20 protein-coding genes are annotated in these 23566 nt (G+C 73.0%); 15 read left to right on the forward strand and 5 right to left on the reverse strand.

Annotated features, from left to right (window positions below; translation table 11 throughout):
• Nucleotides 1-220 precede the first annotated feature (220 nt).
• Nucleotides 221-757 carry a methylated-DNA--[protein]-cysteine S-methyltransferase gene (locus tag ACH4TG_RS03180; protein WP_398240485.1) on the reverse strand — a complete coding sequence of 179 codons (537 nt, stop codon included), beginning with the start codon at nucleotides 755-757 and terminating at the stop codon, nucleotides 221-223.
• 132 nt (nucleotides 758-889) lie between these two features.
• Here ACH4TG_RS03180 and uvrB point away from each other — a divergent pair, with 132 nt between their 5' ends.
• From uvrB to ACH4TG_RS03205, 5 genes are all read left to right on the forward strand, one after another.
• Complete coding sequence (gene uvrB / locus ACH4TG_RS03185; protein WP_398240182.1) at nucleotides 890-2986, forward strand: excinuclease ABC subunit UvrB; 2097 nt, start codon at nucleotides 890-892, stop codon at nucleotides 2984-2986.
• 105 nt (nucleotides 2987-3091) lie between these two features.
• Nucleotides 3092-3670 carry a TerD family protein gene (locus ACH4TG_RS03190; protein ID WP_398240184.1) on the forward strand — a complete coding sequence of 193 codons (579 nt, stop codon included), beginning with the start codon at nucleotides 3092-3094 and terminating at the stop codon, nucleotides 3668-3670.
• 122 nt (nucleotides 3671-3792) lie between these two features.
• A complete protein-coding gene (locus ACH4TG_RS03195) occupies nucleotides 3793-5748 on the forward strand; it encodes a TerD family protein (protein WP_398240186.1) in 1956 nt (651 codons plus the stop codon).
• Nucleotides 5749-5902: 154 nt separating this feature from the next.
• On the forward strand, nucleotides 5903-6883 hold the full coding sequence (locus ACH4TG_RS03200; RefSeq protein WP_398240188.1) for a TerC family protein: 981 nt from the start codon (nucleotides 5903-5905) through the stop codon (nucleotides 6881-6883).
• A gap of 171 nt (nucleotides 6884-7054) precedes the next feature.
• The gene (locus ACH4TG_RS03205; protein WP_398240190.1) at nucleotides 7055-8104 is read left to right on the forward strand and encodes a cytochrome c oxidase assembly protein; all 1050 of its coding nucleotides are present in this window, start codon (nucleotides 7055-7057) and stop codon (nucleotides 8102-8104) included.
• Between the two features lie 94 nt (nucleotides 8105-8198).
• Here ACH4TG_RS03205 and ACH4TG_RS03210 read toward each other — a convergent pair whose 3' ends face one another.
• The gene (locus ACH4TG_RS03210) at nucleotides 8199-9155 is read right to left on the reverse strand and encodes a helix-turn-helix transcriptional regulator (RefSeq protein WP_398240191.1); all 957 of its coding nucleotides are present in this window, start codon (nucleotides 9153-9155) and stop codon (nucleotides 8199-8201) included.
• Nucleotides 9156-9194: 39 nt separating this feature from the next.
• On the opposite strand from ACH4TG_RS03210, the gene ACH4TG_RS03215 reads away from it, so the two are divergent.
• Complete coding sequence (locus tag ACH4TG_RS03215) at nucleotides 9195-9674, forward strand: hypothetical protein (protein ID WP_398240193.1); 480 nt, start codon at nucleotides 9195-9197, stop codon at nucleotides 9672-9674.
• Nucleotides 9671-10120, forward strand: coding sequence for a hypothetical protein (locus ACH4TG_RS03220; protein ID WP_398240195.1), 450 nt, complete (start codon nucleotides 9671-9673; stop codon nucleotides 10118-10120). Before ACH4TG_RS03215 ends, ACH4TG_RS03220 begins: the two co-directional genes overlap by 4 nt.
• Before the next feature lie 47 nt (nucleotides 10121-10167).
• Here ACH4TG_RS03220 and ACH4TG_RS03225 read toward each other — a convergent pair whose 3' ends face one another.
• Nucleotides 10168-10881, reverse strand: coding sequence for an SDR family NAD(P)-dependent oxidoreductase (locus ACH4TG_RS03225; protein ID WP_398240197.1), 714 nt, complete (start codon nucleotides 10879-10881; stop codon nucleotides 10168-10170).
• Between the two features lie 168 nt (nucleotides 10882-11049).
• Here ACH4TG_RS03225 and ACH4TG_RS03230 point away from each other — a divergent pair, with 168 nt between their 5' ends.
• Both ACH4TG_RS03230 and ACH4TG_RS03235 read left to right on the forward strand, forming a co-directional pair.
• Nucleotides 11050-12114 (forward strand): Lrp/AsnC family transcriptional regulator, encoded by a 1065-nt coding sequence (locus ACH4TG_RS03230; RefSeq protein ID WP_398240199.1) that lies wholly within the window; start codon nucleotides 11050-11052, stop codon nucleotides 12112-12114.
• Nucleotides 12115-12167: 53 nt separating this feature from the next.
• Nucleotides 12168-12692, forward strand: coding sequence for a hypothetical protein (locus ACH4TG_RS03235; protein ID WP_398240200.1), 525 nt, complete (start codon nucleotides 12168-12170; stop codon nucleotides 12690-12692).
• 54 nt (nucleotides 12693-12746) lie between these two features.
• Here ACH4TG_RS03235 and ACH4TG_RS03240 read toward each other — a convergent pair whose 3' ends face one another.
• Together ACH4TG_RS03240 and ACH4TG_RS03245 are read right to left on the reverse strand one after the other, a co-directional pair.
• Nucleotides 12747-13403, reverse strand: coding sequence for an MBL fold metallo-hydrolase (locus ACH4TG_RS03240; RefSeq protein WP_398240202.1), 657 nt, complete (start codon nucleotides 13401-13403; stop codon nucleotides 12747-12749).
• A gap of 4 nt (nucleotides 13404-13407) precedes the next feature.
• Nucleotides 13408-14139 carry a maleylpyruvate isomerase family mycothiol-dependent enzyme gene (locus tag ACH4TG_RS03245; RefSeq protein WP_398240204.1) on the reverse strand — a complete coding sequence of 244 codons (732 nt, stop codon included), beginning with the start codon at nucleotides 14137-14139 and terminating at the stop codon, nucleotides 13408-13410.
• A gap of 327 nt (nucleotides 14140-14466) precedes the next feature.
• On the opposite strand from ACH4TG_RS03245, the gene uvrA reads away from it, so the two are divergent.
• From uvrA to whiA, 6 genes are all read left to right on the forward strand, one after another.
• Entirely contained in the window at nucleotides 14467-17463 is a 2997-nt protein-coding gene (gene uvrA, locus ACH4TG_RS03250) for an excinuclease ABC subunit UvrA (RefSeq protein ID WP_398240206.1), read from the forward strand.
• A 160-nt stretch (nucleotides 17464-17623) separates the two neighbouring features.
• On the forward strand, nucleotides 17624-18055 hold the full coding sequence (locus ACH4TG_RS03255; protein ID WP_398240208.1) for a Rieske (2Fe-2S) protein: 432 nt from the start codon (nucleotides 17624-17626) through the stop codon (nucleotides 18053-18055).
• 151 nt (nucleotides 18056-18206) lie between these two features.
• On the forward strand, nucleotides 18207-20327 hold the full coding sequence (uvrC, locus tag ACH4TG_RS03260) for an excinuclease ABC subunit UvrC (protein WP_398240210.1): 2121 nt from the start codon (nucleotides 18207-18209) through the stop codon (nucleotides 20325-20327).
• Nucleotides 20328-20374: 47 nt separating this feature from the next.
• Nucleotides 20375-21385 (forward strand): RNase adapter RapZ, encoded by a 1011-nt coding sequence (rapZ, locus tag ACH4TG_RS03265; protein ID WP_398240487.1) that lies wholly within the window; start codon nucleotides 20375-20377, stop codon nucleotides 21383-21385.
• Between the two features lie 2 nt (nucleotides 21386-21387).
• A complete protein-coding gene (gene yvcK / locus ACH4TG_RS03270) occupies nucleotides 21388-22404 on the forward strand; it encodes a uridine diphosphate-N-acetylglucosamine-binding protein YvcK (protein WP_398240212.1) in 1017 nt (338 codons plus the stop codon).
• Nucleotides 22395-23372: a DNA-binding protein WhiA gene (gene whiA, locus ACH4TG_RS03275; RefSeq protein WP_398240214.1), complete on the forward strand. Its 978-nt coding sequence runs from the start codon at nucleotides 22395-22397 to the stop codon at nucleotides 23370-23372. Before yvcK ends, whiA begins: the two co-directional genes overlap by 10 nt.
• Nucleotides 23373-23566 lie beyond the last annotated feature (194 nt).

The raw sequence follows: 23566 nt of genomic DNA on the forward strand, positions 1-23566 counted from the left end.
ACCCAGTACCTGGCGTCGTGGGAACGTGCTCATGTGCCCTCCTCGTCCATGGAGCGGCTCATCACGAATGAAAGGACATCCACTGAGACATCCGATGAGTGATCCTGGAGAGGTGAGTCGAACCTGTCAATAGATCGGACGGGCAGCGCAGCTCAGCGGACCCGGCGGGACCGCAGGGCGCAGGGGTGCGGGCGCGATGCGCAACGGCCCCGGCCCAGGTTCAGAACAGGGGCGCGGGCAGCACGCCCTCCAGCGCGAGCAGCTGCCGCTTGATCTCCAGGCCGCCGCCGAAGCCCCCTATGCCGCCGTCGCTCTCGATCACCCGGTGGCACGGCACGATGACCGGCAGCGGGTTCGCGCCCATCGCGGCGCCCACCGCACGCGCGGCGTCCCGCTCGCCGACCCGGTCGGCCAGGTCCTGGTACCCCACGACGGAGCCGTACGGCACGCCGGACGCCAGCTCGCGCAGCACTTTCCGGGCGAAGCCCGTGGCCAGCGACCAGTCCAGCGGCACGTCGAAGGTCCGCAGCGTGCCGGCGAAGTACGCCGCCAGCTGCGTCGTGACCGGTTCCAGGCGCGCGGCGTCCTCCACCACCGGCGCGCCCAGCCGGCGGCCCAGCGCGGGCAGCGTCCGCTCCAGGTACGCGGGCACGGCCCGGAATCCGACCAGCACCAGCCCCTGCTGCGTCCCCGCCACCAGCAGCGGCCCGATCGGCGCGTCCACCACGGTCCATGCCACCTCAGTCACGCTCCCCAGCCTAGGGCGGGGGTCCGACAGCGGGCCCCGGCCCCAGGCGGGAGCCGTCCGGAAGGCCACGGGCCGGGCCCTCGCGGGAGCCCCGGACCGGGGCCGCGGCCGATTGTCGGTGGCGGGCTTTACCGTGGAGGCATGCGGCCCGTTTCAGACATCGAACGCAGTGTGGCGCCCTTCGAGGTCGTCAGCCCCTACCAGCCCAACGGTGACCAGCCCACCGCCATCAACGACCTGGAGCGGCGGATCCGCGCGGGCGAGCAGGACGTGGTGCTGCTCGGCGCCACCGGTACGGGCAAGTCCGCCACCACTGCCTGGATGATCGAGCGGCTCCAGCGCCCCACCCTGGTGATGGCGCCGAACAAGACGCTGGCCGCCCAGCTCGCCAACGAGTTCCGCGAGCTGCTGCCGAACAACGCGGTCGAGTACTTCGTGTCGTACTACGACTACTACCAGCCGGAGGCGTACGTCCCGCAGACGGACACCTACATCGAGAAGGACTCCTCGATCAACGAGGAGGTCGAGCGGCTGCGCCACTCCGCCACCAACTCGCTGCTCACCCGGCGGGACGTGGTGGTGGTCGCCTCGGTGTCCTGCATCTACGGCCTGGGCACCCCGCAGGAGTACATCGACCGCATGGTGCGGCTCAACGTCGGGGACGTCATCGACCGCGACCAGCTGCTGCGCAAGTTCGTCGACATCCAGTACACCCGCAACGACGTGGCGTTCTCCCGCGGCACCTTCCGGGTGCGCGGCGACACCATCGAGATCTTTCCGGTCTACGAGGAACTCGCCGTCCGCATCGAGATGTTCGGTGACGAGATCGAGGCCCTCTACACCCTGCACCCGCTGACCGGCGAGGTGATCACCGAGGACCGGCAGATCTACGTCTTCCCCGCCACCCACTACGTCGCCGGCCCCGAGCGGATGGAACGGGCCATCGCCGGCATCGAGAAGGAGCTGGAGGGCCAGCTCGCCCAGATGGAGAAGCAGGGCAAGCTGCTGGAGGCCCAGCGGCTGCGGATGCGCACCACCTACGACATCGAGATGATGCGGCAGATCGGCACCTGCTCGGGCATCGAGAACTACTCCCGGCACATCGACGGCCGCGAGTCCGGCTCCGCGCCCGACACCCTGATCGACTACTTCCCCGAGGACTTCCTGCTCGTCATCGACGAGTCCCATGTGACCGTGCCGCAGATCGGCGCGATGTACGAGGGCGACGCCTCCCGCAAGCGCACCCTGGTCGACCACGGCTTCCGGCTGCCGTCCGCGCTCGACAACCGGCCGCTGAAGTGGGAGGAGTTCCTCACCCGCGTCGGCCAGACCGTCTACCTGTCGGCGACCCCCGGCCCGTACGAGCTGTCCCGCGGCGACGGCGTCGTCGAGCAGATCATCCGCCCGACCGGCCTCGTCGACCCCGAGGTCATCGTCAAGCCCACCGAGGGGCAGATCGACGACCTGGTGCACGAGATCCGGCTGCGCACCGAGAAGGACGAGCGCGTCCTGGTCACCACCCTCACCAAGAAGATGTCCGAGGACCTCACCGACTACCTGCTCGAACTCGGCGTCCGGGTCCGCTACCTGCACAGCGACATCGACACGTTGCGCCGCGTCGAACTGCTCCAGGAGCTGCGGGCCGGCGAGTTCGACGTGCTGGTCGGCATCAACCTGCTGCGCGAGGGCTTGGACCTGCCCGAGGTGTCCCTGGTCGCGATCCTGGACGCCGACAAGGAGGGCTTCCTGCGCTCCGGCACCTCGCTGATCCAGACCATCGGCCGCGCGGCCCGCAACGTCTCCGGCCAGGTCCACATGTACGCCGACCGCATCACCGCGGCGATGGAGAAGGCCATCGACGAGACCAACCGGCGCCGCGAGAAGCAGATCGCGTACAACACCGAGAACGGCATCGACCCGCAGCCGCTGCGCAAGAAGATCGCCGGCATCCTCGACTCCTTCGCCCGCGAGGACGCCGACACCGAGGAGCTGTTGGGCTCCGGGCGGCAGCGCTCGCGCGGCAAGGCGCCGGTGCCGGGCCTGTCGGCGAAGGCCGGCGGCAAGCGCGACAGCGCCAAGCTGCCCGCCGCCGAACTCGCCGACCTCATCGGCGAGCTGACCGACCAGATGCACTCCGCGGCCGCCGAGCTGCAGTTCGAGGTGGCCGCCCGGCTGCGCGACGAAGTCGGCGAGCTGAAGAAGGAGTTGCGGCAGATGCGCGAGGCGGGCATGGCCTGACCGGAGGGATCGGTTCCCGAGGCGAACCGGGACACCCATCGGCGGCGTCTTGTTAGGGTGCGGGACACAACCGCACACCAAGTGACGGGTGAGAGGGGACAGCGCGTGACGGTCAACATGACCAAGGGCCAGAAGATCAGCCTGAGCAAGGCGGACGGGGGATCGCTGACCGCGGTCAGGATGGGGCTGGGGTGGCAGGCCGCGCCGCGCCGCGGGCTGTTCGGCAGCCGCACCCGGGAAATCGACCTCGACGCCTCCGCTGTGCTCTTCGCCGACAAGCAGCCGGTGGACGTGGTGTTCTTCCGCCACCTCACCAGCGACGACGGCTCGGTCCGCCACACCGGCGACAACCTGGTCGGCGGTGCGGGCCAGGGCGGCGACGACGAGTCGATCCTGGTCGACCTGGCGCGCATGCCCGTGCACGTCGACCAGATCGTCTTCACGGTGAACTCCTTCACCGGCCAGACCTTCGCCGAGGTGCAGAACGCGTTCTGCCGCCTGGTCGACGAGACCAACGGGCAGGAGCTGGCGCGCTACACGCTGACCGGCGGCGGCCCGTACACCGCCCAGATCATGGCCAAGGTGCAGCGCAACGCCGGCGGCTGGTCGATGACGGCCATCGGCACGCCCGCCAACGGCCGCACCTTCCAGGACCTCATCCCGGCGATCCTGCCCGCGCTGTAGTCCTGCCGGACAGGACCTGACTGCCGGCCGGTGCACGCACGCACCGGCCGGCAGCCACCCGCCGGCCGGTCCACGCCGCGGGGACACACGACCAACAGAAGACGGGAACGGGGGCGGCCCTCATGACGGCCGAACTGGTCCGCGGGCAGAACCATCCGCTGCCCGGCAACCGGCTGGAGATCCGGGTGTCGGCGGGCACCCCCGTGGTGGCCGCGGTCACCCTCGGGGACGATCAGGGCCGGGTCTCCGGCGACCAGGGCTGGCTGGCCCACCCGGGGGAGCCGCAGCTGCCCGGCGTGGAGGTGCCGCGGCAGGCCGCCGCCGAGCACCGGCTGGCCGTCGACCTCGGCGCCATGCCGGACGAGGTGCACCGGGTGCACGTCCTGCTGGCGCTGCCCGGCGGGCGCCCCGGCGCGGCCGCCGTGTTCGGCGCGGTACCCGCGCCGCACGTGGAGGTCACCACCCCCGAGGGCGCCGGCATCGCCGGCTTCACCATCACCGGGCTCGGCCCGGAGACGGCGCTGCTGGCCGCCGAGCTGTACCGGCGCCAGGGCGCCTGGAAGATCCGGGCCGTCGGCCAGGGCTACGCCGGCGGGCTGCCGGCGCTGCTCGCCGACCAGGGCGTGCCGGAACCCGCGGACACCGCAGGCCGGATCCACCACGCCGCCGACCGCGAGCTGGCCCGCTCGGTCACGCCGCCCCCCGAGACGCCGGCGGGCGGCCGCCGCGCGGCCACCGGTGCGGCCCCCACCGGCGCCAGCACCTCCTCCGCGGGGACGTCGGAGACGTCGGGCGCGTCGGGCACGTCACAGGGAGCGACCGCGAGCGGCGGCGGCATCGACTACCGGCACCCGCGCCGCCGTCCGACCCAGCCCCCCGCCCCGCAGCCCGGCGCCACCGGCGGCACGCCGCCCATCCCCGCGCAGGCCCAGGCCCCCGGCTCCGCCCAGGGTGCCCCGCAGCCGAACCCGTCAGGACCCCCCGCGCCCGTGGCCGGCGACGCCGCCGGCTGGTCGATGGAGGAGCGGCTGCACAACCAGATCTGGGGCATGTTCGAGGATCTGGCCAGGACCGTCGCGGCCTACCGCAGCGCCGAGGACTTCGCCCAGTCCCGTTACGACCAGGAGCTCGACCGGCTGCTGGCCGACCCCCGCTCCCGCAGCGGTGCGGGCGCCGACGCGGCCCGCGACGCCGCCGAACTCAAGCAGATGGCTCTGATCGACCAGGCCCGCGCGGTGCTCGACCGCGACCTCGCCCAGCTCGCCGCGGAGGCCGAGGTCGTCGATCCGGCGCTGCCGCCGCCGTTCGCCGGCTGGGAGAACCCCTGCTGGCACGGCTACCAGGTGCCGGCGGAGCCCCCGATGGCGGTGCGGCTCGGAAGCCTGACGCTGCCCGAGGCGCCCGAGCTGCGGATCCCGCTGCTGGCCCGGCTGCCGCTGAACCGCGGCCTGTGGATCGACAGCGCCGAGGACCGGCGGCTGGCGATGGACGTCGCGGTCTCGATCGCCGCCCGGCTGCTCGCCTCCCACCCGGCCGGCGCCTTCGCGGTGCACGCGCTGGACCCCGCCGGATCCGGCGCCCAGGCGCTGGCGCCGCTGCAGGCCGGCGGCGCGCTCGTGCTGCCGCCGCCCGCCGCGGGCGTGGCGGGCGTCAGCGAGGTGCTCGGGCGCCTCACCGAGCGGGTCGACCTGCTGCATATGGCGATGCGCGCCGGCGCGCCCGACGCGCTGCCGCCGGGCTTCGACACCGCGGAGCAGCTGCTGATCGTCAACGAGTTCCCGTACGCCTTCGACGACCGGACGGTCAACCAGCTGCGCTACCTCGCCGACGAGGGACCGGCGGCCGGCGTCCACCTGCTGCTGGTCGCCGACCGGGAGGATGCCGCCGCGTACGGCCCGGTCCTCGACCCGCTGTGGCGGTCGATGCTGCGGCTGACGCCGCTGCCCAGCGACCACCTGGCCGACCCCTGGGTGGGGCACGCGTGGACCTTCGAGCCCGCGCTGGTGCCGCCGGGCAGCGACGTGCTCGGCCAGGTGCTGCGCCGGCTCGCCGCGGCCCGCCCCGCCTACGGAGCGTGAGCCCGCCCGACCCCGCCGTGCACGCCGCCGGAGCGGTGGCACCGTGACCCGCGTCCCGGAGTCACCGCTCTGACCTGCCCACTTGGACGTACCTTTACCTTTCTTTGGTGATTCGTGTACCGTTTTCTGACGTACTGAATCTGCCGGAGGATCTGTGGACGTCTCCCTCACCCTCTGGGCGCTCACCATCGCAGGACTGTGTGCCCTGATCGCGGCCGACTTCGTCATCGGCCGCACCCCGCACGACGTCTCCCTGCGCGAGGCCGGGATCTGGACGGGAGTCTGGGTCGCCCTCGCCGCCCTGTTCGGCCTCGGACTGCTGGTCTTCGGCGGCGGCCAGCCGGCCGGTGAGTTCTTCGCCGGCTACATCACCGAGAAGTCGCTCAGCGTCGACAACCTCTTCGTCTTCGTGCTGATCATGGGCAAGTTCGCGGTGCCCTCGCAGTACCAGCAGCGGGTGCTGCTGGTCGGCGTGCTCATCGCGCTGGTGCTGCGCGCGGTGTTCATCGCCGCGGGCGCCACCGTCATCGCCAGCTTCAGCTGGGTCTTCTTCCTCTTCGGCGCCTTCCTGCTCTGGACCGCGTGGAAGCTGATCCAGGAGGCCCGCGGGGACGAGGAGGAGGCCGAGTTCGAGGAGAACCGGCTGCTCAAGGCGGTCGAGCGGCGCGTGCCCTCCACCGACCGCTACCACGGCACCCGGCTGTTCGTCCGCGAGAACGGCCGCCGGCTGATGACGCCGATGCTCGTGGTGATGCTCGCCATCGGCACCACCGACGTGCTCTTCGCCCTGGACTCGATTCCGGCGATCTTCGGCCTCACCCAGGACCCTTACATCGTGTTCACCGCGAACGCCTTCGCGCTGATGGGCCTGCGGCAGCTGTACTTCCTGATCGGCGGGCTGCTGAAGAAGCTGGTGCACCTGTCGTACGGGCTGTCGGTCATCCTCGGGTTCATCGGCGTGAAGCTGGTGCTGCACGCCCTGCACGAGGCCGGCGTGCACGTCCCCGAGATCTCCATCCCGGTCTCGCTCGGCGTCATCGTCGGCGTCCTGGCGGTCACCACCGTCACCAGCCTCGCCGCCTCCCGCCGCCAGCGGGCCGACGAGGAGCAGCGGCCGGAGACCGTCGACGCCTGACCGCCGGCTCACGCTCCACCCGCACCCGCACCCGCACCCGCACCCCCGGCGCGCGCCGCGGCCCGCACGCCGCGACGCGCGCCTCGCGGCGACGCGCCCTGCGCGCGGGGGCCCACCGGCGGGGGACTACCGTGGCCGTGTCGCGGACGGTTCACGTGGAAAGGCGCGGATGTGCCGAGCACCCTGGCTCTGCCCGAGCTGACCGGATCCCGGTTCTTCGACGCCTGGCAGCTGGACGTGCCCGCACTCGTGGTGATCGTGCTGCTCGGCGCGGGCTACGCGTACGGCGTGCGGCGCAGGCGGTGCGCGGGCGAGCCGTGGCCGCTGTGGCGGACCGCCGCGTTCTTCGTGGCGGGGCTGGGCATCCTGGCGGTCGCCACGATGTCCTCGCTGGCCGTCTACGACAAGGTGCTGTTCTGGCCGGCGGCCGTCCAGAACATCCTGCTTGACCTGTTCGCCCCGCTCGGCCTGGCACTCGGCGACCCGCTGGGCCTGGCCGATCCCGAGGGCCGGCTGCGCCGCGCCTTCGCCTCCCGCCCGGTGCGCGCCCTCACCTACCCCCTGGTCAGCTCCGTGCTGGTGCTCGCCTCCGAGCTGACCATCTACTTCACGCCCTACTTCGCCACCGCGCTCGGCAACGAGCTGGTGCTCCAGCTGATGCACCTGCAACTGCTGCTCACCGGCTGCCTGTTCGTGCTGCCCATGCTCAGCCGCCAGGAACTGCTGCCGGCCTGGTGCAGCCACCCGGTCCGGGCCGCGCTGGTCTTCTTCGACGGGCTCTTCGACTCGGTGCCGGGCATCGTCGTGATGACCAGCGGCACGCTGGTCGCCGGGCACTGGTACGCCGGCCACCCGCGCACCTGGGGGCCGTCGCTGCACCACGACCAGATGCTCGGCGGCGGGCTGATGCTCACCCTCGCCGAACTCGTCGCCCTGCCCTTCATACTGCTGGTCTTCCTGGAATGGGTCCGCGCCGAGCGGGCCAGGACCGCCGAACTCGACGCCCGGCTCGACCGCGAGGCGGGGCTGGGCGTGCAGGCCGTGCCCGCTCCTGCCGGTCCCGCCGGCCCGGCCGCCGTACCCGCGGCCGCGGCGAGGACGGCCGCACCCGCGGCACCGGCGGCGGAGAACGCCGAGGCCGGTCTGGCTCCCGGGATGAGCCGTCCCTGGTGGGAGACCGACCAGGGTGAAGTGGGCTCGCGGATGCGCCGCCGGCGCTGAGCCCCGGGCCGCCCGCCCAAGCCCGGCCGGCTCCCGTCCGGCCCTCCACACCGCGCCGGCACCCCCCCGCACCGCCCCGTGGACCAGAGGCCCGTCACTGCCTGCCGTAGACCGCCGCGAGCGCGCGGACCGTCGCGGCCAGCAACTCCCGCAGCTCGGGCGGCGCCAGCACCTCCGCCTCGGCGCCCATCGCGAGGAAGGCGCCGTGCGCCTGCTCCAGGGACTCGGTGGGCAGCGTGGCGCGTGTCCAGCCGTCCGGCTCGGGCTGCCCGGTGGCCGCCAGCGCCTGCGCCGCGGGGCCGGTCAGCCGGGCGGCCGCCGCCGGTGACAGCCGCACCACCGCCTCGCCCCGGTGCAGCCGGGACAGGAAGTCCGCCTCGTAGCGGCGCCAGTACTCGGCCAGCACGAAGCCGGCCGGGGGCTCGAACCGCTCCTCGGCCGCGGTCAGTTCCAGGATCTGGTCGACCCGGTAGGTGCGCGGCCCCGGGCCCGCCACCGCGTACCAGCGGCCGGCCTTGAGGACCAGGCCGTACGGCTCCAGGCGGCGGTCGACGTCCGTCGGCTCCCGCCACCGCCGGTAGCGCACCTGGAGCACCCTGCTGTGCCACACCGCGTCCGCGACCTGCTCCAGGAACGGCACCGGGTCGCCCTGCGCGTACCAGCCGGGCGCCTCCAGATGGAAGCGGGAGCGGATCCGCTCGGCCTGCTCCCGCAGCGGCGCCGGCAGCGCCGCGCCGACCTTGAGCTCCGCGGCGGCCAGCGCGGGGCCCAGGCCCAGCTCGGCGGCCGGGCCCGGCACGCCCGACAGGAACAGCGCCTCCGCCTCGCCGCTGGTCAGCCCGGTCAGCCGGGTGCGGTATCCCGCCAGCAGCCGGTAGCCGCCGCCGTGCCCCGCGTCGCCGTACAGCGGCACACCCGCGGCGTGCAGCGCCTCGACGTCCCGGTACACCGTCCGGACCGACACCTCGAGCTCGGCCGCCAGCTCGTCCGCCGTCATCCGGCCGCGGTTCTGGAGCAGCAGGAGGATCGACAGCAGACGGCTGGACTTCACTGACACAGGCTGTCAGGGGAGCGGCCGTAGCGTCCAGCCATGCCCTTCGCGGAGAAGTTCCTGACGGCGCCGCCACCGGTCGAGGTGGCCGGCCGCCGCATCAAGCGCTACCACGTCAGCGCCGACCCGGCCGGCATCGAGCCGGCCGTCGAGCGGGCGGCGTACGCGATCCTGCCCGAGCTGCTGCCCGAGCCCGACGGGACGCCGCCGGCCACGTTCGTCGTCCTCCACAGGGGAGGGGACGACGGCGCGTACCTCAACGCCTACAGCTGGGCCTGGGACAACGCCCTGTTCTTCCGGGGCGCGGCCGCCGGCCAGCCGTTCCTGGGCTGCCCCGACCGGGACCCGGCGCACTTCGTCGTGCTGCCGCCGCAGCTCATCGGCTGCGTGTGGGAACTCCCGCCGCTGCTGCACGAACGCGACGCCTGGGTGCGGCACATGCTCGCGCCCGAGCACCCCGACCTGACCGCCTACCTCACCGACTCGCTGCCCGACGGCACCACAGGAGACCGCGCATGAACGACTTCGACTTCCTCGTCGGCACCTGGGACGTCGCCAACCGCTGGCGCACCGACTTCCTCGACGAGACCAGCGACTGGGAGGAGTTCCCCGGCAGCAGCCGCTGCTCCGGGCACTTCGGCGGTGCCGCGAACTTCGACGAGATCGAGTTCCCCACCAAGGGGTTCTCCGGCCTGACGCTGCGGCTGTACGACCCCGAGCGCAAGGAGTGGTCGCTGTACTGGGCGAGCAAGCGGACCGGCACCCTCTTCCCGCCGGTCACCGGCCGGTTCACCGACGGCCGCGGCGTCTTCCACGGCGACGACACCCACGGCGGCAAGCCGATCAGGGCGCGCTTCGTGTGGTCCGGCGTCACCGCCACCACCGCCCGCTGGGAGCAGGCGTTCTCGCAGGACGGCGGCACCACCTGGGTCACCAACTGGATCATGGAGTTCACCCGCGGGTGACCGCCCGTGCGCGGGTGACCGGGCCCCCGCGCCGGTGCGGCGCCCGGTCACCAGGGCACGGTCCGGCCCTGGTAGTCGAGGTACTCCAGCCCCGGCCGCGCCCGCTTGGCCAGCAGCACGTCCACCACTCGCGGGACGTTCTCCTCGATGGTGAACGGCGCCTGCGGCCCGCCGAGATCGGTGCGGATCCAGCCCGGCGCCATGAGGACCAGGGCGCGCCGGCCGCCGGACTGCCGGGCCGCGAAGCTGCGCATGAACATGTTCAGCGCGGCCTTGCTGCCGCGGTACAGCTCGCGCAGCCCGGTCGTGTTGTTCGTGATGCTGCCCTGCCCGGAGGACATCGCGCCGATCAGCCCTGACGGTGTCACGAGGTCCTCCAGTGCCTCGACGACCCGCATCGGGCCGAGCGCGTTGGTGAGCATCACCTCGGTGAAGTCGGCGGCCGGGACCTTGCCGATCGGCGTGTCCTGGTGCTGCGTGGTCCCGGCGTTGACGAACAGCACGTCCAGTTGCCGGCCCGCCAACCGCTCGTGCAGAGCCGCTGGTTGGGCCGGTTCGTTGACGTCGAGGTGCTCGACGGACAGGCGCCCGGACGAGCGGTCGGCGAGATCGTGCAGGGGGGTGCGAGCGGTCGTGTCCCGGACCGTGCCGACGACGTTCCATCCCCGGTCCAGGAACTCGGCCGCCAGCGCGTGGCCGAGACCGCGCGACGCCCCGACGATCAGGGCGGTCGGCGCGGGCGGTGCTTCGGACGACGTCATGCGCGTCATCTCCCTCAGTCGCAGGTGCGGGGTTCGCGGGTGCGCGGTCCCCGGGCCCGCGGGGGCCGCCGTGCAGCGGCATCCGCCGTGAACCCCGGGGCGCTCCGAGTCTTTCCGCGGTACCGCCGTCCGCGTGCGTCCGACGGGCCGATTCGTACGATTGCCCGCATGACGGCTGCGCCCATGACGGAATCCGACGCTGTACGGGGCGACGGCGTGCGGATCATCCGCGCGCTCCAGATCGCACCGCGCGCCTCGTTCGCGGCGATCGCCGCCGCGCTCGGGCTCACCGAGGGCGCCGTCGCCCGCCGCTACCGCCGGCTGCGGGCCGACGGCGTCATCCGCATCGCCGGCGTCGTCGATCCGGGGGCGCTGGGGCAGAGCAAGTGGCTGGTCCGGCTGCGCTGCCGACCGGGCAGCGTCGCGGCGATCGCCGACGCGCTCGCGGAACGCGACGACGTGAGCTGGGTGGCCCTGTGCGCCGCGGGCTCCGAGATCACCTTCGCGGTCCGGTCCTGGACCCGGGAGCAGCGCGACGAGCTGCTCGGCCGGCGGCTGCCGCGCACCGCGGCCGTGCTCGACATCAACGCGTCCGCGATGCTGCGGCAGTTCGTGGGGGGCCGCGGCCACTACTGGGCCGCCCTGCGCGGCACGCTCACCCCGGAGCAGGAGGCGGCGCTCGGGAGCGAGGGCACGCCCTTCACCGAGGCCCCGGTCGTCGCCCGCGAGCCCGTACGGCTGACGCCGGAGGAGGAGGCGATGCTCGGCGTCCTGGCCGCCGACGGCCGGGCGGGCCTGGTGGACCTGGCCGCGGCGGCCGGCCTCACGCCCGGGCGCGCGTCACGCCGCCTCGAAGCGCTGCTGCGGCGCCGCGTCGTCCACATCGACGTCGAGATCGCGTCGGAGGCCCTGGGCTTCCACGCCCGGGCGAACCTGTGGCTGCGCGTGCACCCCTCCCAGGTCAAGAACCTCGGGCGCACCCTCGCCGAGGAACCCGAGATCGCCTTCGCCGCGGCCGTCTCCGGCCCCGCCAACCTGCACGCCGTCGCCCACTGCCGGGACCTCGACGCGCTCTTCGAGTTCACCACCGACCGCATCGGCTCCCTCCCGGGCCTGCAGGCCCTCGAGGTCTCCCCCCTGCTCCACCACGTCAAGCAGGCCCGCACCCTCCTCACCGGCGACCGCCTCGCCCACCCCGCCTTGCCGGACCTCATCGGGCGCGCGCGGGCGTAACAGCTCCCTCGAGTGCCCACCCCGCCGCCTGCTCCTGCGCGAGGATCGCCCCCATGGACGCGACGGTGGTGGCGGGCTGGATCGGCGGCCTGGCGGGGCTGGGAGGCGCGGTCGTGGGTGCCGGGGGCGCGATCGTGGCGGGGTGGATACAGCAGTCGAAGCAGGCGGAGGTCGCACGGGCGGAGCGGCTGGAGTCGCGCGGGTACACCGCCGCGCAACGGGCGCTCGGCGAGCTGCTGTCGGCGCGGGAGGCCCTGGCGGCCTACATCAGGGACCCCTCCTCCGCGCCGAACCCCTACCGCCCGGCCAGGGACGCCGTGCGGCGGGCGGAGGCCGAGGTGCTGGTCGTGCCGAACGCCCGGGAGCTGCGGCACAGGATGCGGACGATCTTCACCGTGTACCGCGCGGACCGGTGGCCGGAGTCCAGCAGCAGGAGGGACCGCACCAAGTGGCGGGTCGACGTGGTCGCCGAGGGCATCAGCCTCCTCAGCTACTACCTGCGCGGCGACGTCCTCCCCGCACCGTCGAGCCGCTTCGTCAGGGCCCAGTCGGTGATGGTGCCCGAGGACACCTCGTGAGCACCGCCTTCGCCGGGCGGCGGCGCGCGGCGGACCCCGCGGCCGGGCGTGGGGCTACCAGCCGCGCTCGCGCCACTCCTCGAGGTGAGGGCGCTCGGCGCCGAGGCTGGTGTCCTTGCCGTGGCCCGGGTAGACCCAGGTCTCGTCGGGGAGGACGTCGAAGAGGCGGGTGACGACGCCCTCCAGCAGCGAGGTGAAGGCCGCCGCGTCGTTGTGCGTGTTGCCGACGCCGCCGGGGAACAGGCAGTCGCCGGTGAACGCGTGCGGGTGGCCGTGCGGGTCGTCGTAGACCAGCACGATGCTGCCGGGGGTGTGGCCGACCAGGTGGCGGGCGGTGAGCCGGATCTGGCCGAAGGCGATGGTGTCGCCGTCCTCCACCAGGACGTCGGTGGGCACCGGGATCCCGTCGGCGTCGAGCCGCCCGGCGTAGGTGCGGGCGCCGGTGGCGGCCGCCACCTCGCCCAGCGCCTGCCAGTGGTCGGGGTGCCGGTGCGTGGTGGCCACGGCCGTCAGCCCGTCGTCCCCGATCACCTCCAGCAGCGTCCCCGGGTCGTTCGCCGCGTCGATCAGCAACTGCGCGTCGGTGGCCCGGCAGCGCAGCACGTACGCGTTGTTGTCCATGGGCCCGACCGCGACCTTGGTGATGATGAGGTCGCCCAGTTCGTGCACGTCGGGCGTGCCGCCGACGGTGACTTCTCCCGTGTACGCCATGACCTCAGCCTAGTGGCGGGAGCACCGGCAGCGGGCGCTCCGGGCTCGCCGACAGGCCCTCGCCCTTGCCGCGGCCGGCCACCCAGGCCAGCAGCGGCCCGGTGGCGCCGCGCACCGTGACCTCCGGCTCCGCGGCGGCGCCGATGGTCCACTCCCGGTCCTCGGCCGTGTCGTGCAGCCGCACCGCGGCGACGCCCTCGTGGCCGGTGAGGCCGTCCGCGATCCACGCCAGCTCGCGGGACGCGAAGTCCGCCGGCAGGTCGTCGAAGCCGGTGCCGATACCGAGGTCGACGTGGTGCAGCCGCAGCTCCACCAGCCGCCGCCAGGGGATCTCCGCGGCGGCGATCACCCGTCCCGACCGCAGCACGACCTGGGCCGCCCAGCCGGCGGGCGGCAGCTGCGCGACGGCCTGGGCGAACCGCTCGGCGGACTCCCGCAGCGCGGTCAGCTGCTCGGCGGGCGGGCGGGTCGCGCCCTCCTCGATCGCCTTCTCGCGGGCACCGCCGTCGCCGTACATCGGGGTCTCGTCACCGGTGCGGGCCCAGGCCAGCAGGTTGACGAAGCCGTCGGCGTTCCCGGCCAGGTGGGCCAGCACGTGGCCACGGGTCCAGCCGGGCAGCAGCGACGGCTCGGCGAGCTCCTCGGCGGACAGCTCCGAGGCCGCCTGGATCAGCTCCGCCGTCGCTTCCGCCACCGCGGCGGTGTCGCGCTCGGGATCGGGTCGTTGAACGGTCACGGGGCCTCCCGGGGTGCGTCCTGGTCACGACCTGCACGTTGAAAGCTAGCGCTCTGTCCCCCGACGCTAGCGCGCCGCACACGATCGGGTGAACCTCGCGGCGCGGCTCCATAATTCGAATGCACGTGCTATACCCTCGAAGCTGTCGCCCTGGACGGGTCCTCAGCGTCCGGGACGGCGGACATCTACCGCAACAGGAAGAAATGCCGAGGGCACCCCGTTTAGGCTGACTGGGGGGTGCCGGCCACTGGTCCCCGTCTCCCACGGGATTCTCCAGGGCCCCTCTGACAGACCGCCCCCTGTTCTCTATGAAAGGTGCGCACTGGCGTGGCCGATCGACTCACCGTCCGTGGCGCTCGCGAGCACAACCTGAAGAACGTGTCGCTCGACCTGCCCCGGGACTCGCTCATCGTGTTCACCGGCCTGTCCGGTTCCGGCAAGTCCTCCCTGGCGTTCGACACGATCTTCGCCGAGGGGCAGCGCCGCTACGTGGAGTCGCTCTCCTCCTACGCCCGGCAGTTCCTCGGGCAGATGGACAAGCCCGACGTGGACTTCATCGAGGGCCTGTCACCGGCCGTCTCGATCGACCAGAAGTCCACCTCGCGCAACCCGCGCTCCACCGTCGGCACCATCACCGAGGTCTACGACTACCTCCGGCTGCTCTTCGCCCGGATCGGCAAGCCGCACTGCCCCGAGTGCGGCCGGCCCATCTCCCGGCAGTCGCCGCAGGCCATCGTGGACCGGGTGCTGGAGCTGGAGGAGGGCAGCCGCTTCCAGGTGCTGTCCCCGCTGGTGCGCGAGCGCAAGGGCGAGTTCGTCGACCTCTTCGGCGACCTGCAGACCAAGGGCTACAGCCGCGCCCGGGTGGACGGCGCCACGATCCAGCTCACCGACCCGCCGAAGCTGAAGAAGCAGGAGAAGCACACCATCGAGGTGGTCGTGGACCGCCTCACCGTCAAGGACTCCGCCAAGCGGCGGCTCACCGACTCGGTGGAGACCGCGCTGGGCCTGTCCGGCGGCATGGTCATCCTGGACTTCGTCGACCTGCCCGAGGACGACCCGCAGCGCGAGCGGATGTTCTCCGAGCACCTGTACTGCCCGTACGACGACCTGTCCTTCGAGGAGCTGGAGCCGCGCTCCTTCTCCTTCAACTCGCCCTTCGGCGCCTGCCCCGAGTGCACCGGCATCGGCTCCCGGATGGAGGTCGACCCCGAGCTGGTCGTGCCGGACGAGGAGAAGTCGCTGGAGGAGGGCGCCATCGCGCCCTGGACCGGCGGCATGTCCAAGGGGTACTTCGACCGGCTCGTCGACGGCCTGGCCTCCGAGCTCGGCTTCCGCACCGACATCCCGTACGCGGGCCTGCCCGCCCGCGCCAAGAAGGCGCTGCTGTACGGCCACAAGTCCGAGGTCCGGGTCTCCTACAAGAACCGCTACGGGCGCGAGCGGGTCTACAACGCCCAGTTCGAAGGCGCGATCCCGTTCGTCAAGCGGCGCCACCAGGACTCCGAGAGCGACTCCAGCCGGGAGCGCTTCGAGGGGTACATGCGCGAGGTGCCCTGCCCGGCCTGCCGCGGCGCCCGGCTCAAGCCGGTGGTGCTGGCCGTCACCGTCCAGGGCCGGTCCATCGCCGAGGTCTCCGGGATGTCGATCAGCGACTGCGCGGAGTTCCTGGGCGCGATGAAGCTGGACGCCCGGGACCGCAAGATCGCCGAGCGGGTGCTGAAGGAGGTCAACGAGCGGCTGCGCTTCCTGGTCGACGTCGGCCTGGACTACCTCTCGCTGAACCGTGCCGCGGGCACCCTGTCCGGCGGCGAGGCGCAGCGCATCCGGCTCGCCACCCAGATCGGCTCCGGCCTGGTCGGCGTGCTCTACGTGCTGGACGAGCCGTCCATCGGCCTGCACCAGCGCGACAACCACCGGCTGATCGAGACGCTGGTGCGGCTGCGCGACCTGGGCAACACGCTGATCGTCGTCGAGCACGACGAGGACACCATCAAGACCGCCGACTGGGTCGTGGACATCGGCCCCGGCGCCGGCGAGCACGGCGGCAAGGTGGTGCACTCCGGCTCCCTCAAGGAGCTGCTGGGCAACGACGAGTCGCTCACCGGCCAGTACCTGGCGGGCAAGCGGGCCATCCCCACCCCGGAGATCCGGCGCCCGGTGGACCGCAAGCGCCGGCTGACCGTGCACGGCGCCCGCGAGCACAACCTCCAGGACATCGACGTGTCCTTCCCGCTGGGCGTGCTCACCGCGGTCACGGGCGTCTCCGGCTCCGGCAAGTCCACCCTGGTCAACGACATCCTGTACACGCACCTCGCGCGCGAGCTGAACGGCGCCCGCAGCGTCCCCGGCCGGCACACCCGGGTGGACGGCGACGACATGGTCGACAAGGTCGTGCACGTCGACCAGTCGCCGATCGGCCGCACCCCGCGGTCCAACCCGGCCACGTACACCGGCGTCTTCGACAACATCCGCAAGCTGTTCGCGGAGACCATGGAGGCCAAGGTCCGCGGGTACCTGCCCGGGCGCTTCTCCTTCAACGTCAAGGGCGGCCGCTGCGAGAACTGCTCCGGCGACGGCACCATCAAGATCGAGATGAACTTCCTGCCGGACGTCTACGTCCCGTGCGAGGTCTGCCACGGTGCCCGGTACAACCGGGAGACGCTGGAGGTGCACTACAAGGGCAAGTCCATCGCCGAGGTGCTGGACATGCCGATCGAGGAGGCGCTGGACTTCTTCGAGGCGGTGCCCACCATCGCCCGCCACCTGCGCACCCTGAACGAGGTCGGGCTGGGCTACGTCCGCCTGGGCCAGTCGGCGCCGACGCTCTCCGGCGGCGAGGCGCAGCGCGTCAAGCTCGCCTCCGAGCTGCAGAAGCGCTCCACCGGCCGGACGGTCTACGTGCTGGACGAGCCGACCACCGGCCTGCACTTCGAGGACATCAGCAAGCTGATCAAGGTGCTGTCCGGGCTGGTCGACAAGGGCAACTCGGTGATCGTCATCGAGCACAACCTGGACGTCATCAAGACCGCCGACTGGGTCATCGACATGGGTCCCGAGGGCGGCAGCGGCGGTGGCCTGGTGGTCGCCGAGGGCACCCCGGAGCAGATCGCCGGGATCCCGGCGAGCCACACCGGGAAGTTCCTGCGCGACATCCTCAGCCCCGACGCGGTCAGCGACGCGGCGGTGCCCGCGCCCAGGAAGCGGGCGGCCTCCGGCGGCGCGGCCAAGGCGGCGTCCGGCACCGGGACCAAGTCCGGCGCCAAGTCGGGCACCGCGGCCAAGAAGGCCGCCCCGCGCAAGCGCGCGGCGGGCCGGGCCTGAGCCGGGCCCGCACCGCCGCGGCGGTGCGGGGGCTCAGAGGGGACGGACAGCCGGAGCACGTAGAGTCGGTCCGCAAGATCGCCGGGTCGTACGGCGCTCCGGCTGGTCGCTGCCGGACCGGCGGCGCCCCGGCCGGACCCGACCGACCCCTGGAGCGCCCATGTCCACCGAACTGCCCGCGAGCCGCCGTACCGTCCTGCGCGGGGCGGCGCTGGCCGGAGCGGCCGGAGCCGCCGGGGTCGGCCTGACCGCGTGCGGCGGGAAGAAGGGCTCGTCCGCGGGCCCGACGGCGGCCGCCGACCTCGGCGCCGCCTCGGAGGTGCCGGTGGGCGGCGCCAAGCTCTACCGGGACGACAAGGTGCTGGTGTCGCAGCCGTCCCAGGGCGCCTTCAAGGCGTTCAGCGCGGTGTGCACCCACCAGGGCTGCGTGCTGGACTCGGTGGACGGCACCACCGCCTCCTGCCCGTGCCATGGCAGCAAGTTCAACGCCGAGACGGGAGCGGTCGTGCAGGGCCCGGCGACGCAGCCGCTGCCGGCCGTCAAGGTCACCGAGTCCGGCGGCAAGCTCACCGCGGGACCCGCCTCCTCCTGAGCCGCCGGATCCGCCTGCGCCCGGCCCGCCGACCGGGCCGCGCGCAGCCCCGGACCGGGCCGGGGCGCGTCCCGCGGCGGCCTCCGTCCGGCCCGCCGCCCGTCCCGCGCCGGAGGCGGGTTTGTCACTTCCCGCCAGTAGGGTGGGAGGCATGGCAGACCCCAGCAGTTACCGTCCGAAGCCGGGCCAGATTCCCGACTCTCCCGGGGTCTACAAGTTCCGGGACGAGTACGGCCGGGTGATCTACGTCGGCAAGGCCAAGAGCCTGCGGGCGCGGCTGTCCTCGTACTTCCAGGACATCACCAACCTGCACCAGCGCACCGCGACGATGGTCACCACGGCGGCCTCCGTGGAGTGGACGGTGGTCTCCACCGAGGTGGAGGCGCTGCAGCTGGAGTACTCCTGGATCAAGGAGTTCGACCCGCGGTTCAACGTCAAGTACCGCGACGACAAGAGCTATCCGTCGCTCGCCGTCACCATGAACGAGGAGTTTCCCCGGGTCCAGGTGATGCGTGGCCCCAAGCGCCGCGGCGTCCGCTACTTCGGGCCGTACGCGCACGCCTGGGCGATCCGCGAGACCGTCGACCTGCTGCTGCGGGTCTTCCCCGTCCGCACCTGCTCCGCCGGGGTGTTCAAGCGCTCCGCGCAGATCGGCCGCCCCTGCCTGCTCGGGTACATCGGCAAGTGCTCGGCGCCCTGCGTCGGCCGGATCAGCGCCGAGGACCACCGCGAACTCGCCGAGGAGTTCAGCGACTTCATGGCCGGTCACACCGGCACCTACCTGCGCCGCCTGGAGCAGCGCATGAAGGACGCGGCCGCGGCGATGGAGTACGAGCAGGCCGCGCGGCTGCGCGACGACCTGGAGGCGCTGCGCCGCGCCATGGAGAAGAACGCGGTGGTGCTCGCCGACGCCACCGACGCCGACCTGATCGCGGTCGCCGAGGACGAACTCGAGGCCGCGGTGCAGATCTTCCACGTCCGCGGCGGCCGGGTGCGCGGCCAGCGCGGCTGGGTCACCGACAAGGTCGAGGCGGTCGACACCGCCGGGCTGGTCGAGCACGCCCTGCAGCAGCTGTACGGCGACGAGAGCGGTGACGCCGAGCAGTCCGGCGGCAGCGGCGGGGTGCCCAAGGAGGTGCTGGTGCCGGCGCTGCCCGAGCCCGCGGAACCACTCGTGCAGTGGCTGTCGCACCGGCGCGGTTCGCAGGTGAGCCTGCGGGTGCCGCAACGCGGCGACAAGAAGGACCTGATGGCCACCGTGCAGCGCAACGCGCAGCAGGCGCTGGCCCTCCACAAGACCAAGCGCGCCTCGGACCTGACCACCCGTTCGCGCGCGCTGGAGGAGATCGCCGCCGCGCTCGACCTGGACACCGCGCCGCTGCGCATCGAGTGCTACGACATCAGCCACCTGCAGGGCGACGACGTCGTCGCGTCCATGGTGGTCTTCGAGGACGGCCTGGCCCGCAAGAGCGAGTACCGCCGCTTCCAGATCAAGTCGTTCGCCGGCCAGGACGACGTCCGGTCCATGCACGAGGTGATCTCCCGCCGCTTCCGCCGCTACCTCCAGGAGAAGCAGCGCACCAGCGAGTGGGAGGAGGAACTGCCGGACGACGCGGGGGCGGTGGACGGCGCGGAGACCGCGGGCGGCACGGAGGCGGTGGACGGCGCGGACACGCCGGCCGCGGCGGGCGGTCCGATCGACCCCGACACCGGGCGCCCGCGCAAGTTCGCCTACCCGCCGCAACTCGTCGTGGTCGACGGCGGCCAGCCGCAGGTGGCCGCCGCGCGCAAGGCGCTGGAGGAACTGGGCATAGACGACGTCGCCGTGTGCGGCCTCGCCAAGCGGCTGGAGGAGGTGTGGCTGCCCGGCGAGGACGACCCGGTGATCCTGCCGCGGACCAGCGAGGGCCTGTACCTGCTCCAGCGGGTGCGCGACGAGGCCCACCGGTTCGCCATCGCGTACCAGCGCAGCAAGCGCTCCAAGTCGATGAAGGCCGGCGCGCTGGACACCGTTCCGGGCCTCGGCGAGACGCGCCGGCAGGCGCTGCTGAAGCACTTCGGCTCGCTGAAGCGGCTGCGCGCGGCGACCGTCGAGGAGATCTGCCAGGTCCCGGGCATCGGCCGCCGTACGGCGGAGACGGTCGCCGCGGCCCTGGCGTCCGCGGCGCCGGCCGCGCCCGCGGTGAACACCGCGACCGGCGAGATCATCGAGGACAGCGACGGGACGCCGCTGGCGGCGGTCCCGTCAGACCATCGGGGGAAGAGCACATGAGCGAGCAGGACGCGACACATATGGACATCCCTGACATTTCAGGCGGCATGGACGGCACGAACACCCCGGGCGACGCCAGCGGCGCGGCCGACGCGAACGGCGCGGACGGCACGGACGCCGTGCGCGCACGCGAGACGGCCCTCCCCAGGACCGGCGGCAGCCCGGCGGCGGGCACGGGAGCGGGAGAGCCCCTCGCGGGCATCCCCGAACTGGTGATCATCTCCGGGATGTCCGGCGCGGGCCGCAGCACCGCGGCCAAGTGCCTGGAGGACCTCGGCTGGTTCGTGGTGGACAACCTGCCGCCCGCGCTCATCCCGACCATGGTCGACCTCGGCGCCCGCTCCCAGGGCAACGTGGCCAGGATCGCGGTCGTGGTGGACGTCCGCGGACGCCAGTTCTTCGACAACCTCCGCGAGTCGCTGGCCGACCTGGCCACCCGCAGCGTCAAGCGCCGGGTGATCTTCCTGGAGGCGTCCGACGACGCGCTGGTGCGCCGCTTCGAGTCGGTCCGCCGCCCGCACCCGCTGCAGGGCTCCGGCCGGATCGTGGACGGCATCGCCGCCGAACGCGACCTGCTGCGCGAGCTGCGCGGCGACGCCGATCTGGTGATCGACACCTCCAGCCTGAACGTGCACGAACTGCGCGCCAAACTCGACGCGCAGTTCGCCGGCGAGGAAGAGCCGGAACTCAGGGCCACCGTCATGTCGTTCGGATTCAAGTACGGGCTGCCCGTCGACGCCGACCTGGTGGTGGACTGCCGCTTCCTGCCGAACCCGCACTGGGTTCCGGAGCTGCGCCCCTTCACCGGGCTCAACGACGAGGTGGCCACGTACGTGTTCAACCAGCCCGGCGCCAAGGAGTTCCTCGACCGGTACGCCGAGCTGCTGCACATCATCGCGGCGGGCTACCGCCGCGAGGGCAAGAGGTACGTGACGATCGCGGTGGGCTGCACCGGCGGCAAGCACCGCAGCGTGGCGATGTCGGAACGGCTCGCGGCGCGACTGGCGGCGGATGGAGTGGAGACGGTGACGGTGCACAGGGACATGGGGCGCGAGTGATCATGACGGGTCGGCGGCTGCGTCGTTCCAGCCGCCAGGCGGGCGGCCGCCGCGCCGGGGTGCCGCCGAAGGTGGTCGCCCTCGGCGGCGGCCACGGGCTGTCCGCCTCCCTCGCGGCGCTGCGCCGCATCACGGGCGACCTGACCGCGGTGGTCACCGTCGCCGACGACGGCGGCTCCAGCGGGCGGCTGCGCAGCGAGATGGGCGTGCTGCCGCCAGGGGACCTCAGGAAGGCCCTCGCGGCGCTCTGCGGGGACGACGAGTGGGGCAGGACCTGGGCCCAGGTGATCCAGCACCGCTTCGTCAGCGGCGGCGACCTGCACGGCCACGCGGTCGGCAACCTGCTGATCGTCGCGCTGTGGGAACAGCTCAACGACGAGGTGGCGGCGCTCGAATGGGTCGGCCGGCTGCTCGGCGCGCACGGCCGGGTGCTGCCGATGTCCGCGGTGCCGCTCGACCTGCACGCGATCGTCCGCGGCCACGACCCGGACCGGCCGGACGAGATCTCGACCGTCCGCGGCCAGGCCACCGTCGCGCTGACGCCCGGTGAGGTCCAGGAGGTCCAACTGGTGCCGGCCGACCCGCCGGCGGTCCCGGAGGCGGTCCAGGCGGTGATGGACGCCGACTGGGTGGTCCTGGGACCCGGTTCCTGGTTCTCCTCCGTCATCCCGCATCTACTGGTGCCGGAACTGGCAGAAGCCCTGATGACGACCAGGGCCCGCCGGGTGCTCACCCTCAACCTGGCGCCGCAGCCGGGAGAGACCGAAGGATTTTCTCCGCAGCGTCACTTGGAGGTTTTGGGGCGACACGCCCCTAAACTCACCATCGACGTGGTGCTCGCCGACGAGGCGGCCGCACCCGACCGCGAGAGCCTCACCGAGGCCGCCGAGCGGTTGGGGGCGGCGGTCGAACTGGCAGCGGTCGCCGCCCCCGACGGGCCGCGGCACGACCCGGAGTTGTTGGCCGCCGCGTATGACAGGATTTTTCGTATGCGTGGAAGGATCGGCCCATGGCGATGACGGCAGCGGTGAAGGACGAGATCTCCCGGCTCCCCGTCACCCGGACCTGCTGCCGCAAGGCGGAGGTCTCGTCGATCCTGCGCTTCGCGGGCGGGCTCCACCTGGTCAGCGGGCGGATCGTGATCGAGGCGGAGCTGGACACCGGCATCGCCGCGCGCCGGCTGCGCAAGGACATCCTGGAGATCTTCGGGCACGCCTCCGACCTGGTCGTGATGGCGCCCGGCGGGCTGCGGCGCGGCAGCCGGTACGTGGTGCGGGTGGTCGCCGGAGGCGACCAGCTGGCCCGGCAGACCGGGCTGGTCGACGGGCGCGGGCGGCCCATCCGCGGCCTGCCGCCGCAGGTCGTGTCCGGCGCCACCTGCGACGCGGAGGCCGCCTGGCGCGGTGCCTTCCTGGCGCACGGCTCGCTCACCGAGCCCGGCCGGTCCTCCTCCCTGGAGGTCACCTGCCCCGGACCCGAGGCGGCGCTGGCCCTGGTCGGCGCGGCCCGCCGGCTGCAGATCCCGGCCAAGGCCCGCGAGGTCCGCAACGTGGACCGCGTGGTGGTGCGCGACGGCGACGCGATCGGCGCGCTGCTGACCCGGCTCGGCGCGCACGACTCGGTGCTGGCCTGGGAGGAGCGGCGGATGCGGCGCGAGGTGCGCGCCACCGCCAACCGGCTGGCGAACTTCGACGACGCGAACCTGCGCAGGTCCGCGCGGGCCGCGGTGGCCGCCGGGGCGCGGGTGCAGCGGGCGCTGGAGATCCTCGGGGAGGAGGTCCCCGAGCACCTCGCCGCCGCGGGACGGCTGCGGATGGACCACAAGCAGGCGTCGCTGGAGGAGCTGGGCTCGCTCGCCGAGCCGCCGCTCACCAAGGACGCGGTGGCCGGGCGGATCCGCCGCTTGCTCGCGATGGCCGACAAACGGGCCTCCGACATGGGCATGCCCGGCACCGAGGCCAACCTCACTGACGAGATGGTCGGCTGACCCATCGCCCCGGGCGCCGTCCCCGCCCCCCGCGGGCTGCGTTTCACCTGACGGTGTACGTCAACCCCCAGGGGCGCGGGGAACTGCGCGACCAGCCCACCACTCGCCGGTGGTCCGGGACGGACCGATCTGCCCCTTCGGGGCGGTGGCGACCTGCGGGCCGCAGATGGGCTGCCCCGAAGGGCATCGCCTCC

Origin of the sequence: Streptomyces sp. NPDC020917 (assembly GCF_044333795.1) — a bacterium.
Lineage (GTDB): Bacteria > Actinomycetota > Actinomycetes > Streptomycetales > Streptomycetaceae > Actinacidiphila.

Coding starts and splice junctions, on each gene's coding strand:
- uvrB (WP_398240182.1), top strand. CDS start 890: ATGCGGCCCGTTTCAGACATCGAACGCAGTGTGGCGCCCTTCGAGGTC.
- ACH4TG_RS03195 (WP_398240186.1), top strand. CDS start 3,793: ATGACGGCCGAACTGGTCCGCGGGCAGAACCATCCGCTGCCCGGCAAC.
- ACH4TG_RS03215 (WP_398240193.1), top strand. CDS start 9,195: ATGCCCTTCGCGGAGAAGTTCCTGACGGCGCCGCCACCGGTCGAGGTG.
- ACH4TG_RS03220 (WP_398240195.1), top strand. CDS start 9,671: ATGAACGACTTCGACTTCCTCGTCGGCACCTGGGACGTCGCCAACCGC.
- ACH4TG_RS03225 (WP_398240197.1), bottom strand. CDS start 10,881: ATGACGTCGTCCGAAGCACCGCCCGCGCCGACCGCCCTGATCGTCGGG.
- ACH4TG_RS03230 (WP_398240199.1), top strand. CDS start 11,050: ATGACGGCTGCGCCCATGACGGAATCCGACGCTGTACGGGGCGACGGC.
- ACH4TG_RS03235 (WP_398240200.1), top strand. CDS start 12,168: ATGGACGCGACGGTGGTGGCGGGCTGGATCGGCGGCCTGGCGGGGCTG.
- ACH4TG_RS03240 (WP_398240202.1), bottom strand. CDS start 13,403: ATGGCGTACACGGGAGAAGTCACCGTCGGCGGCACGCCCGACGTGCAC.
- ACH4TG_RS03255 (WP_398240208.1), top strand. CDS start 17,624: ATGTCCACCGAACTGCCCGCGAGCCGCCGTACCGTCCTGCGCGGGGCG.
- uvrC (WP_398240210.1), top strand. CDS start 18,207: ATGGCAGACCCCAGCAGTTACCGTCCGAAGCCGGGCCAGATTCCCGAC.
- rapZ (WP_398240487.1), top strand. CDS start 20,375: ATGGACGGCACGAACACCCCGGGCGACGCCAGCGGCGCGGCCGACGCG.
- yvcK (WP_398240212.1), top strand. CDS start 21,388: ATGACGGGTCGGCGGCTGCGTCGTTCCAGCCGCCAGGCGGGCGGCCGC.
- whiA (WP_398240214.1), top strand. CDS start 22,395: ATGGCGATGACGGCAGCGGTGAAGGACGAGATCTCCCGGCTCCCCGTC.